This window comes from Sphingobacterium sp. 18053 (genome assembly GCF_902706145.1).
Lineage (GTDB): Bacteria > Bacteroidota > Bacteroidia > Sphingobacteriales > Sphingobacteriaceae > Sphingobacterium > Sphingobacterium paramultivorum.
The window spans coordinates 444,357-458,344 of sequence record NZ_CACSJW010000005.1; the positions used below are offsets into that span (position 1 = coordinate 444,357).

At 38.8% G+C, this 13,988-nt stretch carries 12 protein-coding genes; 1 reads left to right on the forward strand and 11 read right to left on the reverse strand.

Annotation, left to right across the window (positions count from 1 at the left end):
- Positions 1-55: 55 nt before the first annotated feature.
- The 9 genes from GVK91_RS14355 to GVK91_RS14395 all read right to left on the reverse strand — a co-directional run bounded on the left by GVK91_RS14355 (position 56) and on the right by GVK91_RS14395 (position 9,046).
- The gene (locus tag GVK91_RS14355; protein ID WP_159729588.1) at positions 56-1,672 is read right to left on the reverse strand and encodes a family 43 glycosylhydrolase; all 1,617 of its coding nucleotides are present in this window, start codon (positions 1,670-1,672) and stop codon (positions 56-58) included.
- A gap of 230 nt (positions 1,673-1,902) precedes the next feature.
- Positions 1,903-2,382 carry a hypothetical protein gene (locus tag GVK91_RS14360; protein WP_227550248.1) on the reverse strand — a complete coding sequence of 160 codons (480 nt, stop codon included), beginning with the start codon at positions 2,380-2,382 and terminating at the stop codon, positions 1,903-1,905.
- 38 nt (positions 2,383-2,420) lie between these two features.
- Positions 2,421-2,831: a Dabb family protein gene (locus GVK91_RS14365; RefSeq protein WP_070565284.1), complete on the reverse strand. Its 411-nt coding sequence runs from the start codon at positions 2,829-2,831 to the stop codon at positions 2,421-2,423.
- Between the two features lie 11 nt (positions 2,832-2,842).
- On the reverse strand, positions 2,843-4,168 hold the full coding sequence (locus GVK91_RS14370) for a hypothetical protein (protein ID WP_159729590.1): 1,326 nt from the start codon (positions 4,166-4,168) through the stop codon (positions 2,843-2,845).
- 87 nt (positions 4,169-4,255) lie between these two features.
- Positions 4,256-5,635: a cell wall metabolism sensor histidine kinase WalK gene (locus tag GVK91_RS14375; protein ID WP_159729592.1), complete on the reverse strand. Its 1,380-nt coding sequence runs from the start codon at positions 5,633-5,635 to the stop codon at positions 4,256-4,258.
- Positions 5,632-6,321, reverse strand: a complete 690-nt coding sequence (locus GVK91_RS14380) for a response regulator transcription factor (protein WP_145327763.1) — start codon at positions 6,319-6,321, stop codon at positions 5,632-5,634. The genes GVK91_RS14375 and GVK91_RS14380 overlap by 4 nt, the downstream gene beginning before the upstream one ends.
- Before the next feature lie 131 nt (positions 6,322-6,452).
- A complete protein-coding gene (locus tag GVK91_RS14385) occupies positions 6,453-7,163 on the reverse strand; it encodes a hypothetical protein (RefSeq protein ID WP_159729594.1) in 711 nt (236 codons plus the stop codon).
- 562 nt (positions 7,164-7,725) lie between these two features.
- Entirely contained in the window at positions 7,726-8,484 is a 759-nt protein-coding gene (locus GVK91_RS14390) for an NADAR family protein (protein WP_159729596.1), read from the reverse strand.
- Between the two features lie 115 nt (positions 8,485-8,599).
- Positions 8,600-9,046, reverse strand: a complete 447-nt coding sequence (locus GVK91_RS14395; protein WP_153846976.1) for a nuclear transport factor 2 family protein — start codon at positions 9,044-9,046, stop codon at positions 8,600-8,602.
- Positions 9,047-9,218: 172 nt separating this feature from the next.
- On the opposite strand from GVK91_RS14395, the gene GVK91_RS14400 reads away from it, so the two are divergent.
- A complete protein-coding gene (locus GVK91_RS14400; RefSeq protein WP_235032929.1) occupies positions 9,219-10,022 on the forward strand; it encodes a type 1 glutamine amidotransferase domain-containing protein in 804 nt (267 codons plus the stop codon).
- Positions 10,023-10,104: 82 nt separating this feature from the next.
- On the opposite strand, the gene GVK91_RS14405 is transcribed toward GVK91_RS14400, so the two are convergent.
- Both GVK91_RS14405 and GVK91_RS14410 read right to left on the reverse strand, forming a co-directional pair.
- Positions 10,105-10,722: a hypothetical protein gene (locus GVK91_RS14405; protein ID WP_159729598.1), complete on the reverse strand. Its 618-nt coding sequence runs from the start codon at positions 10,720-10,722 to the stop codon at positions 10,105-10,107.
- Positions 10,723-11,338: 616 nt separating this feature from the next.
- Positions 11,339-13,987, reverse strand: coding sequence for a hypothetical protein (locus GVK91_RS14410; protein WP_159729600.1), 2,649 nt, complete (start codon positions 13,985-13,987; stop codon positions 11,339-11,341).
- Position 13,988 lies beyond the last annotated feature (1 nt).

Genomic DNA, 13,988 nt, shown 5'->3' on the forward strand with positions numbered 1-13,988 from the left:
AAACATCTAGCAATGTTATTAACTCTTTTTAACGCGCGTTTTTATTCCATGCGGATTATTTAGATCGAATTAGCGTTACATCATCTATATGGCAATAAGCATTCGCCTTTCCACGAGCCATAAAACCTATTTCAACGCGCCCGTTTTTAATGGATATATTCGCTAAAGTAATATTACGCCAATGCTGATCCACTTTACTCAGTTTTTGTTTATACGCTTTACCATCGCTTAAGGCATACATATATAAATCCTCAAATCCACTGCCACGTTTAAATTTTGCAGATAAAGTATATTTTCCATCCACTAGTTTCACATGCTGGCTAGACTGAATAATCTGTGAAACCTTACGTTTAAAATCTATTTTATCATTTATCTGCAAACTCTTTTCTCCAACGACCTGCTTTCTATCCTCGGTTGTATTGAAATAATTAAGCACAGGCGATAAAGAATCACCAACGGAGAGCATATTCCCCATCATGATCGTGGTTTGCCATCCTAATAACTGTTCCTGAACAGGTTTTACCGGACTTGGTATATGTCTTCTATCGGCCTCGAAACTACCGTTCTTCACATAATTATTGTCACTGTTAACCAGCCATTCTCCTGTTGTTGGATGAAGGCTCCATGAACTTAAGGAATTAAAAATAGGCTTCGGGCCATTAAAGGAAAGAGGACACCACTGGTTATATCCCAGACCATTACCCGCAAAATTAGCCCATCTATCGCCACAATAGATAATTGTCTGCTTTTTAGTTCCTTTTAGCGTTACAAAAAATCCTGTTTGCGTGACATGGGCATAATCGGCCTCTGAGCCCTCCATGATCAGCATTTCATGGGTGGGCGTATATGGACCGTAAATATGATCTGAAACTAAGTAATAGGCAAAAGAGGAATCCCAGCCGTACAAGTTGGAAGCAAATAAATAGTATTTTCCATTATGTTTGAACATACAGTTCCCCTCTCGCCCCTCGCCTTTAAATACCATATTACAATCCAGTAGTCCTACCTTACCGTCCTTTACACCAATTTGTGAGATGTAAATCTTGTTTCTTCCTTTTCCGTAGGAATACACCAGGTAAGACTTTCCGGTATCCTCATCGGTGAATACCGTTTGATCTCCGGTGTTGCTGGTGCCTATCATACCAGTCATATCGATGCGCTGGTGCCATTTAAATGGGCCATTGGGACGCTCCGATAAGGTAACTAACAATTGATCATTGTGTTGGATGAGCAGTGCATACTTACGTATTTCCTTGATGTATGCGACACCTAAACGTCCTGCCCAACGCGTTGTCTGGGTAGAATTTTTATTGAGTTCATCAAGAGTCAATACATCGCCTTGAGAGGTCCAGTTTACGAGATCCTTAGACACATAACAGGTTACAGAAACAAAATTGTCACGTTCAGGAGTAACACTAGGATCATTTCGGTATTTTTCAGATTCTTGATATTTTGCGCCATACCAAAAATATTTAGTCTGCCCATCTTCAGGGTCTTTGAAAGAAAAAATACCTCCTCCTTGGCTATACAAAGGATCTCCATCTTGAGTGTCCCAAAAAATATCATTTTTAATCTTCAAAAATCCTTTTTCAGGATCTGACTGACCTTGTAACTGTGAAAATAACAGGCAAAAGATAAAAGAAAATAAGATGTTTTTAGAAAAGGTGATCATAGTTTTGGTCCAATGAAAAAATCCAAGATAAAGCAATAATTCTTAAAGGCTATCATGGTCCAACCTGTCCTTTCGAAAAAAGGCTCAACATAAAAATTGGCGTCGCACAGTGAAAATCCAATAGCCTTTAGAAACATTTGATGACGAAACAAAAAAGAGGAAACGATAGGAAACAAGAAAAATTACTGGCAATGTTGTGCCACAGGTCAGACTGCGGCACAACATAATTGTTAGTTATTTCTTGTCACGAAAAGATCATCAGCCCCCTCATTGATAGGGATATACAATCTTTCCCAGCTTTTTGAATGAACCATTTCCCAGCTATGCCCAGTACCTTTCAAATCTTCAGCCAAAAGAATCGTTCCAGGTTCAATTAAAAAAGTTGAACCATCGCTGACTTTAAATCTGATTTTACCTTTCAGCGTAACCACGTATTGTCTTCTTGGAGCTGGATGAGCGTTTTTCTCCCATTCTTCTGTTTTATTGCTTGTCCAAAATGTACTCGTATTGGCGTGTTTCAATGTTGGAATAAAGCCTTTTTGAAACGAGCAGGTTCCATCCGGATTGTTGATCAATCGTACTGCAGGCATTTTACCTTCGGCTTCCACGTTGACCTCCTTAATTTTTCCATGACCTTCTTGCGCTTTCACAGCGTTTAAGCTTGATGCTGCCAATACGCAAGCAATAGTTAGTTTGGATATCATTTTCATTTTGTAATGTTTGAAATTATTATTTTGTTGTTTTAATTTTAGAATTCATAGACTGTGTCGTGCACCATCATCCGTTCAAAATAAGGTTTGTATTTAGCGACAAGAGCGAGGTGTCCCGGCAGTTTACCATAAGCCTCTAGTTCCTCCAATGTCGCAAATTCCATGGACGCATTGTAGGTAAACGAATTGTCCAATACCGCTCTTGGGGAAGAAGCAGCTGGCTTGCCATAACGTACATTTTTGACATAGGGAAGCTTTTTAAGACCTTCAAAAAACTGTTTAAACTCTTCTACCTGTTCAGCAGACAAGTCAGGTTTTAGCCAAAAAAGCAAATAGTGGAAATACACTTTTTTTGTTTTCGCTTTTTTCTCTTTTGCCATCAGTGAGGTGGCCGCAAAGCTCATTACGCCAGCAGTACCTAGTGTAAGGATAAAATCTTTTCTTTTCATGTTATTGCTATTTAATTAAAATCAATTCTATATTTAAGCACAAATGCCCACTTGTGATCTGTTACCACAGCTTGATCCGCAGCATTTAAATTATAGATCGGACGATTTTGCGCATCAAAAGTCAGCCGGCTGCTATTACCGTGCATCAGTAGCGAGATACCTGCATCATAAATTAGACTTTTGTCTTTCAATGCCTTGTAGTCCCCTACTTGTACAGAAACCGCTGGCTGCAGCTGTAAATTATGTTTGGATGGATTGAAATAAGGGAGTGTACCGCCGACCTGTGCGTAAAATGTATTTCCCGTGCCAGCATTTGGCAAGCTATTTCCCGCACCATTCAGGCTTGCATTGGCCGCATCGATACCTGTCGCGGGGTTGTTTGTCCCTGCAAAGCGGAGATAGTTAGGACCATAATCGCTGTGCATGGCCATACCATAGGCACTAATCGAAGTTCCCTTCACTTTGTCGATGGGTGCGTCATAGATGATATCCGCTGCAAAATTGCGCATATCGTCATTTTTGGTCATCTGCCGTTCATCCAGATGCCAAAGGGCATTGTGCATATACTCAAATCCAGCCCCTATGCTGAGCACATCTTTTTTACCGAGGTATGTACCCGAATTGAATGGCGTTTCGTTACTCTCTTTATCGTGAAATGCGTAGCGGAAGTAGCCTGACACATCTTTGCGTGCTTCATTTTTGCTGAAGGTGGCTTTATTTAATTTTGGATCAGCACTGGCGGCGGAATATGGATCAGCCAGTACCACCCGATAGTCAAATTTTCCAAACTGCCCTTTTGCATAGATGCTCATTTCACGCACGACCATATCAGTCGCCCCAGTATTGGATGTCGCATACAGAGGCAAGTCGTAAAGCAGCGTATTGAGCGGTCCTGTTGTAAATCGGGAAAGACCGCGCCAAGTCGAACGGCCGCCACCGATCGCAAGTTTGGGACTGAAATTATATTCCGCATAGGCATCCAAGAGATCCATATACGTATTAGTCTTGCTGTTGACGTTTACGTTGGTAGGCCCCATCTGTAATACAAACAGTAAATTTTCGGTAGGCTTGTAAGTCATCTTTGCCCTAATACGCCGCAAAGAAAGATCAGATACATTCGAAACGGATTCGTTGTTTACCAAACTCCCCGGATTGAGCTGACTATATCTCGCCCACAGCTCAGCGTACCCGCTGAAGCTGATATAACGTGTATGCTCCTTATTTAAGAAATGAGTAAGTTTTGGATTTCCAAAATCATTGGTTTGCGCCTCGGCGAGCTCTGCGCTACCTAGTCCCAAACTGAGGAACAATGCCAAGGTAAGCTGTTTTCTATTCATGATTCAACCTAATTTTGTTTTTTTGATAAGTCAAAATTAGGCTGAATATGGAGGTGATATTATTAGAAAACCATTAGAATTTTTAGCTTATTCAAGCCCCTTTGGATAGGCAAGTTTAAGTTCGACTGAAAACACAGTCCCTACATGGAGAGTTGAATTAACCGCTACGGTACCCTGATGCATCTCAATAATCCGCTGAACAATTGAGAGACCGATGCCATGTCCCTCTTTTGAAGGCGTACCCGCCACACGGTAAAACAAATCAAAGATATGCGGGATATCCTTGCTGTCTATTCCGATACCATGATCTATTACCTGCACCTGCGCTACGGTTTTATTTCTGGAGAGCAGTACCTGGGCATGCCGATCGGCACTATATTTACAGGCATTCTCGATCAGATTAGCAAAGGCTACTTTCAAGAGGTAGGCATTTGCAGATACCAAGATTTCCTCTTCGTCGATTGCAGCATTAGCATCAAAAGAGATGCTTACCCGATAGTCTTTATTTTTCTCTAAGACCACCAACTTTGCTTCAAGTAGTATTTCATCCACTCTGATTTCTTCAAAATTTACCTGCGAACTATCGTAGTTTGCCCGGGCAAAATCCAGCAAAGCTGTCGAAAGTACCGTAGCCTCCTTCGCATCGAGCAATGCCCTATCAATAGAGTTAAAATACTCATCCACATTGGTATTCAGCTGCTGCGCCAATTCCAGTTCGGCGATCATAGCTGCCAAAGGTGTTCTAAACTCGTGTGAAATAATGGATACAAAATGGCGCTGGTTGTTGAAAGATTTTTCCAACCGATTGAACGTATTGTTGAATGTTTCGATAAGTTCTGAGAGCTCATCTTTTGCATTACTATAGGAGACACGTGTGCTCAAGTTATGTTCGGACACATCCTTTATCTGATGTATAATGTAATTGATTGGCTTAAGAATATAACGTGCAAATAGAAATGAAGAGAAAAAAATAAAAAATAGGGCAACGATATAAATCGTTATCAAAATATTTTTCAGCCGTTCCATATGTGCAAAACCCGTTACATCGTACGCATGTCCGATCAAGAAAAAAGGCTTACCCTCAAATTGATAGTTTAAGCCCATATACAGTTCTTTGCCTTGCTCCCATGTAAAAAAATTAGACGTTTTGACAGATTCTAATTTAACATCGGGATACGTCGGTTCGCCTATATCGGAAAAAACAACCCTATTCTGCTGATCGAAAACAGTAATCTGGGCTTCATTGATCAGCTTTTTATTTTGTTCATGAATTCTTCTTATCTGATGTTCCTGCACCTGTGCATCAAAAATAAATTCTGCGCGCCAGATGATCTTATAGCGCAACCGATCCACAAATTCTTCCTGCCGATTTAATTCCGAGAAGAAATAAACCGCATAGGCGAATAGAAACAAGATGATAGCCGAAGAGAGCGTAAATACCCAGGAAGTTCTATTGACAATCTTCATTCTTTATTGGATAAAATAAATCCATGTCCGGATTTCGTATGAATCAATTTAGGTGAAAAATCCCGGTCTATTTTTTTACGCAAATAATTGATATATACATCAATATAGTTTGTTCCGGTATCAAAGTTTTTGCTCCATACATTACGTGCTATTTCATCCTTGCTGAGCATGGTCTCCCTATGTTTCAAAAAGAAGTGAAGGAGATCAAACTCTTTGGGAGTCAACTTAATAAGTTGTCCCTGACTATGAACCTGCTTACTCCGGAGATCAATACTGATACGATCATAAGTCAGCAGCCCCTGAATCTCTTCTTCACTGATTTCCCTGTGCCGTTTAAGCAAGACAGCGATACGTGCAAAAAGTTCACGTATTTCAAAAGGTTTCACCATATAATCATCGGCTCCCGCATCAAAACCAGATATTTTTTCATCGATACTGCCCAATGCTGTGAGCATGATGATTGGGATCCTGGGGTAAGCCGCACGCATCTGTTTACTGAGCTCAATCCCATTCATTCTTGGTAACATGATGTCTATGAGAAGTAAATCATAGTCAACAGATTTGGCTTCTTTGATCGCTGATTCCGCATCACCAAAAACATTAACCAGGTAGCCCTGACTTGCTAATCCTTTTTTCACACTCGAAGCAACGCGTTCATTGTCTTCTACGACCATTATTTTCACCATTCTAGCATGCTTGTATGTATCTACTAATACTGCAGGACAAAGTTAGTTATTTTTCAAAAAGGCTGGCGCAGCCTCCATGAACTTTAGACAACGGTCAGGAAAACTCGGTAAATTTACCGTTATCGCTATTGCTAAAATGGCATTGTTACCACCTTTGCATGATATGTACCTTTTTTAATCTCAAATAAAACTGCATACCCACCAGCTCCATCGCCATTAACAGCAGTAATGTATAAAATATCATTTGACTCATCATAGTAGCATGTTGCAAACTCTTTGTTTACATTAAATAGGCTTTCAATTTCCTTTGCCGGGATCTGGATAAATCTTCCCTTTATAGTAGCTTCAATGGAGGTATAATGGCTTGTAGGGATTTCGCCATCTGTTCCCCAGACCTGCTGCCCTCTAAATTTGTCTACAACGGTATAGCCATCATATTGAGTCGATGAAAAATCACCTTTACTTTTTTCATAATCGAAACTATCTGAATTTATTTGCACGGTTATATCTTTTGCTATAAATTTTGCTGTGCCTTCATCAGAAAATACAGTAGGGATCTGCTTATAGGATTCGATATATTTAATTCTTGAATGGTGTACATAGCCAGTGATGCTCTTGTTGCTTTTGTCTGTATAATCTACAATTACCCAATCGCCGAACTTTTCATCAGGAAATGCATAAACAATTTCATCAGCAGCAATTTTTGAAACAACCGCACTATTCACTGTAGCTTGTTTCCTCACATTTACATAGCCGTCTTTATCAATGATTTTTGCAAATTGGGCCGAGACCAATTGGCATACTGTGAGAAAAAGTAGTACTAAAAGATATCTGTGATTCATTTGGTATAAAGTTATTACTGATAATATTTTGCCCTCAGCTTAATAAGATCTTCGATCATTTTATCTTCTTTAATTGCAGTGCTGTATACAAATTTAAATTGAAAGCTGATAATTTCGTTACTTTTATTTCATTTTCTACTTTTTAATTACTCAGCTCATAGCGATAAATTTCCCGGAAAAGCTGTCGCACTTGAACAAAACCTCACACTGTCATCTGGAGAAAACAAAAAGAATGACGAGCAAAATTCTAATTATATAATTTTCCACAAACCTAATGGATCTGATTCATTTGAAGTGTTTCGCTACTTTATAGCTTATTTAAGTGGAAGGTAGTTGCGGCACGCTGAAACGACTACAAGCTACCTTTTGAAGAAAGGTTTAACATAAAAATTAGCGTCGTACAGTGAAAATCCAATAATCATTAAAAACATGGCATAACGAAACAGCAAAGTCTACCCGAATTGTTCGATTTAATTTTATGTTTAATGTAATTGGCTAAATTCGGCATGTCAAAAATAGCTTGATCAATCTTTTCATGAAATGGGGACATTCCTATTTCGAGCTAATAAAAATCCATCCATGAATAAGGATGAGGATAGGTCAGTTGATATATCTTTTGTTCCCTTTCAGACAGATTATCATAATAAGCACCGAATTTGCTCAAATATTCCTCACCCAATCCCATTCTCCAAAACATATCCCTACTGTCCTTATCGGAAAACTTCAACCAAGGTGGTTGCATAGCGTTTTGAAGTACTTGAAATTGCCCAAATTGACCTAGAAAATCTCGTACTTCCATCAATGCAAAGCCCAATAAATTTTGACCGCGCCAACAATAGATGTTTTCAATATCCACGTCATCTTGTGCAAGTCCAATACCCCAGATAGCATCAACGGGGCTTGCCTCAACAAGAACTCTATTTTCTGTTTTTAACAGATATTCGGCCAGCGTCCAATGTTGATTAAACTTATGGATGTTTCCGTTCCTAACGATCTCAAATTTGCGTTCATTCCAAATCTGATCATCATAGCCCACAACTTGCCTTCCCAACTCTTTAGCCTCACCCGGTTTAATACAGTTGATGATTTTCTCAAAATTCTTCTTATCATCAAAAAGTAATGCTTTTTGGGCCATCATCCAATGTTCCGCAGTCCTATAGGTAATATTATCTACTGTAAACGGACTCTCATACCATTGACTGAAAACAAATTTTCCAACTTCCTGATTTTGCTTAGCTGTATGCCCCCAAAAGAAGAGAAATTTGAAGCTATCTCCATTTTCAAATCTATCTGTTAGCCATTTGATAGTATATTGTACCATATGTTCAATTCAAAATTGATCGCCTATTATCCATCGACATACAATGATACGCAAAAAATTAAAGCCACATCTCTCGACGTGGCTTCACAACTTATCTATTTGTTAGGGATGGCTCTTATTTATACGAATTGATTGATTTGGATACTTTCCAGTCATTCCCCACACGCTCCAAAGTGACAAGATCAGTCTTGGTGAAATCCTCAAATTTCAAAGTCACTTTAGCGATCATATAATCTGCGGATTCTTCTAAAATATCTGTACTTACTGTACAGTTTAGCTTTTCGCCTTTTTGTTTTTTCAAGGATTTAACCACTTCGCTACGGCTGTTAGACTGCGCATTGGTAGTTTGGATCTTTTGATTAAAATCTTCTGCAAATAGTTGCTCTAGGCCTGCTGATTCACCCGCAGTCGTTACTGCAACATAGTGCTCTAAAGCGAAATCAGCGGTGGAAAGGTTAACGTTTGCTTTTGCTGATTTTGAATCGGGTCCTTCAGCTGCCATAGCGAAAGTAGATACTGCGATTAAAGCTGCTGCTGCGAATGTTTTTACTAGCGTTTTCATAATGTCTTTTTTTATAGTGTTAGTTCTGTTGTTCTTATTTGTTGACTCAAAACTACGACACAATACGCCCCTAGCCTATCGGCTTTAGACTAACGATTAGGAAAACTCGGTGAATGGCAGGAATGGGAAGGTGAATTTTAATTATGTGATGTAGGTCACGTTAAATTACGATATGAAATCGAGAGATTTGTTCCAACAAAAAGAAAATCTCAACGATATGAAAGCAAAACAACTCTTCAGACAAATAGGTATACTTTCGGCCTTATTCATCCTAGTTGTGACACATTGCTATGCAACAAATCGAAAACCGAAAATTCTAATTGTAGTAACTAGTCACGATACAAAAGGTAATACAGGCGAGAAAACAGGTTATTATCTCGGTGAAGTCTCACATCCCTGGGAGGTTTTAACAGCGGCTGGATACGAGATTGATTTCCTTAGTCCTCAGGGAGGGAATCCACCTGTGGATGGATTTGACCTGACTGATCCTGTTAACAAAAAATTCTGGGAGGATAAATACTACCACAATAAAATCACCCATTCCCTTAAACCTTCTCAGGTAAAACTGGAAGATTATAAAGCCATTTTCTATGCCGGAGGACATGGTGCGATGTGGGATCTGCCTTTCGATTCGACAATCGCAAAGATTGCAAGCAAGATATACGAAGCAAACGGCGTTGTCGCAGCTGTGTGTCATGGTCCTGCTGGCTTGATCAATATCAAACTGAAATCCGGTGAATATTTGATAAAAGGGAAAAAAGTCAATGGCTTTAGCAATGAAGAAGAAGAGCTTGTAAAGCTCAGCAATGTTGTTCCCTTTCTACTAGAAGATAAACTAAAAGCTATAGGTGGGATTTATGAAAAATCAGAGCCTTGGCAGTCGCATGTCACCATTGACGGCAGATTGATCACTGGCCAAAATCCTCAATCAGCCAAGGCCATAGGCATGGCCATCGTCAAGGCATTAAGTAAGTAAGTAAGTAAGTAAGGTATACCTCTCAAGATAACAACATTGGCCTTGGAAAAACCATAGGGTCTTTCAATATTATTGCGGAGAATCACCTCAAGAATATTATGATACGTAATATAATTAAACCAACAACAACTAAACAGATCATAAGTGGAGCAATGATGCTTCTCTTCTTATATTTTATTCCTTTCAAATATTGATTCCAAAACCCAAACTGCAATATGGCGGCACCTATTCCATACAACAAAATACCAGTGAATCTACTCTGATCAAAATAATCTTTAAATTCATTGTATACTAAAATTAACGCTATGGTATAACCAAATCCAAATAGGAGTGTTGCCCATGCTTCTTTTTTCTTGGATAATGTGAATAAGTTAATCGCTAACAATATAGCGCCTGTAAATAATCCGAATAGTATACTAAAATACCATATTGCTTTTTGTGAATAGAAACTGACGGAAGCTTTTTCAGCATCTTCATCAATATCCCATGTGTTAAGGAACTTGTAATCAGGCTCCTCTTGTTTCCTTGATGCGATAAGTTGATTTATCTTAACAATTTCTGTTTCGGAAAAAAAATAGCCCCTTTTTTTGAGAATGTCGAAAGCCATTTCTATAGCTTCAGGGACTGATCGGGTCTCTTCTGAAGTATACCGCAACAGGTCCTTATTGGATAGTTTTTCTAAGACTGATCTTTTTACCATAAACCTAATATAACCAAACTACCAATTACAGTTATCACACTTTTAAAATAAGGGTATTAAAATATTATTATCTGACAACAAATGTTTCCTAATCATCTCGCAGTTTAGATCTAATTTTCCATTGTAGCAGTAATTTCATCAAAGAAGTAGAATAACTGACAGGTGCATTAAGTTAATTTCATATAACATTGCAATAGCGTTATAAAAATTAAGATATTGGTGGCAATAAAGCAATATACTATCCACTTAATTTTAAAGCCATAATAGAATAATCCCAATATCCATGGATTCCCAAAAAGATATATTCTAAAAATTTGAAAGCCATCAAATTTATGCCCTAAATGAAAAAAATCAGCCAATAACTGACTAAAACATCCTTTAATTGCTTGGTGCTCTATCGCAATAAAATTTATCACGATCAAACAAACATAGGTCAGAATATAAATAGTTAGAACAACTTTTTTATTAATTTTCACTTCTTAAACATTTATTGATTTGTACGTTATATAACTTCAAAACAGAGGCCATTTACCACCTCATGGGAAGATAGAAATTAGCTAAATTATCAAAGGTCATTTGAGAGCCTTAAGTTAACAAATTCTTTGGGAGTTAAAAACTAGATTTTAAATCGCATTGCAATCAGAAACTGTCTTGGCCTGAGTTCGAAATAACTCTGTATAAGCTCATAATCTGAGGAAAATTGCTGCAGATAGTTTTTATTATTCAAGATATTGGTTGCTGTCAGCTCTAAATCGGTACGCCAATGGCTTAGCCTGAACCGATAAGTTGCGTCCATAAAATACTGACTTTTTTGTGCCTTGACATTATTTGCATATAATGAATTGGACAAGGTGATCAAATGTCGATCATGGGGCGAAATTACCAGATTAAAAAAATGATTGTTATATAACAGCTCATTGCGCTGTCCAGCAGCCAATCTATTGTGGGTCCGCCCCATAGCAAGCCGGTAATCTCCAGAAATTAACGCTGAAGACGAATTGATCAAGTCAAGTGTGAACGAATGACTGCTTACATGTTGTTTGACCAACTGCTCATTCAGCAAATAATCTGAAGTACTCCAACTGAAATTACTATTTAACTTTGCTACAGTTTTGATACGGACAAATAGTTTGGAAAGTCCACCACTGATCCCATGCGACAGACTCTGCGCATTTTGATTAATAATACTGGTCGTGCTGCGTCCCATACTATCCAATACTGTACTGAACATATAGTCACGCCAACTTTTTCTAAAATTATAACCCAGATTGGCAAAGCTTGCCTTCAAGGTGTTTTTATACGCATAATGTATTCCTGTACGCAGCTCTTCATTCTTGAGTAAGCGTGCATCATACTTTTGAATACTGCGATACTGACTGATGATGTAACCATTGTAGAAATTGTCGAGCCCACCAAAATTTCGACCTCCACTCAGGTTTGTACTGATCGTATTTTCCCCGTTAAACAGATAGCTCATCGAAGCAGAGGGGCTCCAACTGCTCCGCAATTCATTTTTCAGACGCTGTATACCTTGTTGTTTGACATTGTAGTAATATTGACTGAATGGCAGATTAAAACTGTATTTAAACTTGCGCACTTCTTTCCCAATTTGGAGCGCCATCCGCAGCTGCATCTGCGCGCTATTCATAGCATTGAAATAACCAGTATCCAGGACGCGAATATCATGCTGATCATGCAGCTCGATATAGCTGTTTAACGTACTGTTGTTGTAATTCAGGTTGATGCTAGGTGAAAAAGTCCATGTTTTGATCTTGCGCGATAAACTCAGGCCATTTTCAAAATTAAAGCTCTTAAAACGAACGATCTGTCCCATCTGATCATAGGGCATCCCGCCGTTGAGCAACGATTCAAACTGACCGGGATTGACCGTAAGACGTTGAGGTGTACTGTGCCACTCTAAAGTAGACGTGATATTGACCAACTGCTTGCCTATAAAACGGCCGAGTGAAAAGGAATTGAGAAAGGCTTCGTCTGAGAATTTTTTGTCCTGCTGTATAGGGATGTCTTCATTAAAAAGAATATTACCGGCACTGTTATTCCAATGTTTACGATAATTGGTACTGTTACTAAAAAAAACGTTTGACTCGTTCTTTTCGACCAGCATCCCAATATTCAACTCATCGATACCATAGCGATTGTCTACTACCTCCTGGTTGTGGATAACTTCGTTGTTTGTAAAATATTGTGTCGACGTTGTTCCTTGCAATTTTCGATTATCGTGGAAATAAGAAAAATTACCTTTGACTTCCAAACCGTTCTTTAACTTTTGAATCATATTGCTACTCATTAAAAAGATCTGGTTGTTCAACCATTTTTTCTGATCGAAACCCGGAGTGGCGACCTCCCGAATGGAGAGATAGGACGGTCCTTCTGAAAAGCGAGATCGCGCTGTAAAATAACCAGTACCTGAATAGAATGGTTTTAACTGCTGTGACACATCATCGCCAACATTGTTCGTCTGAAATGAATTGAGCATTTGAAAGGTCTTGGCAAATGTCATTGGTGTAATATTAGCATCCCAAAGCGCAGGAGCTGCTCCAAGACCTAGTTTACCGGTACCTGTTGTGGTAAATTTCTTAAGCTGTAAATTAAGGGTGGCGCGGTTTGAAAATACCAATTTATCCAACATTTTGATGGGTTGATGATTTTCAAGGATCTGAACTTTCATAACCGCATCTGCTGGAAGATTTTGATTGATAAGCCCGTAACGTCCGCCCATCATGTCCAATCCATTGACCCGATACTGCTGGATAGGTTCGCCTTGATAAAAGATCTGACCGTTACGCATCTCTACGCCTGGAAGCTTCTTGATGATATCACCTATTACACGATCTTGCGCTCCTGTAAAAGAAGCTACATTATAATTAATCGTATCTTTTCGGTTGTACACTGGCACATCCGACACCTTTACCTCTTGTATTTTCCGCACCTCACTTTTTAAAATATAAGCATAATTTGCAGTCGCATTGGCAACATGTACGCTACGTTTGGCATAGCTGAGGTGATTAAAATCCAACTGTACTGAATCTACGTCGCTAACTTTAACAGTAAGTTTGAAGGCTCCACTAGCGTCACTTTTTGAAAAGTTCAATAAGGCTGCAGAACCGATCTTTTTATAAGACACAGTGACATTGGCGATCGGTTTTTGATTTTCGTCGAGTAATTTGCCTGTAATAATGGTTTGCGCAAAGGAATGGCCACCTATCCAGATAAATATGATGGTGAAAAAGAGTTTAGCTAGCATA

Excerpts from the sequence above, each read along its gene's own strand:
- GVK91_RS14355 (WP_159729588.1), bottom strand. The coding sequence starts at position 1,672 with ATGATCACCTTTTCTAAAAACATCTTATTTTCTTTTATCTTTTGCCTG.
- GVK91_RS14360 (WP_227550248.1), bottom strand. The coding sequence starts at position 2,382 with ATGAAAATGATATCCAAACTAACTATTGCTTGCGTATTGGCAGCATCA.
- GVK91_RS14365 (WP_070565284.1), bottom strand. The coding sequence starts at position 2,831 with ATGAAAAGAAAAGATTTTATCCTTACACTAGGTACTGCTGGCGTAATG.
- GVK91_RS14370 (WP_159729590.1), bottom strand. The coding sequence starts at position 4,168 with ATGAATAGAAAACAGCTTACCTTGGCATTGTTCCTCAGTTTGGGACTA.
- GVK91_RS14375 (WP_159729592.1), bottom strand. The coding sequence starts at position 5,635 with ATGAAGATTGTCAATAGAACTTCCTGGGTATTTACGCTCTCTTCGGCT.
- GVK91_RS14380 (WP_145327763.1), bottom strand. The coding sequence starts at position 6,321 with ATGGTGAAAATAATGGTCGTAGAAGACAATGAACGCGTTGCTTCGAGT.
- GVK91_RS14385 (WP_159729594.1), bottom strand. The coding sequence starts at position 7,163 with ATGAATCACAGATATCTTTTAGTACTACTTTTTCTCACAGTATGCCAA.
- GVK91_RS14390 (WP_159729596.1), bottom strand. The coding sequence starts at position 8,484 with ATGGTACAATATACTATCAAATGGCTAACAGATAGATTTGAAAATGGA.
- GVK91_RS14395 (WP_153846976.1), bottom strand. The coding sequence starts at position 9,046 with ATGAAAACGCTAGTAAAAACATTCGCAGCAGCAGCTTTAATCGCAGTA.
- GVK91_RS14400 (WP_235032929.1), top strand. The coding sequence starts at position 9,219 with ATGAAATCGAGAGATTTGTTCCAACAAAAAGAAAATCTCAACGATATG.
- GVK91_RS14405 (WP_159729598.1), bottom strand. The coding sequence starts at position 10,722 with ATGGTAAAAAGATCAGTCTTAGAAAAACTATCCAATAAGGACCTGTTG.
- GVK91_RS14410 (WP_159729600.1), bottom strand. The coding sequence starts at position 13,987 with ATGCTAGCTAAACTCTTTTTCACCATCATATTTATCTGGATAGGTGGC.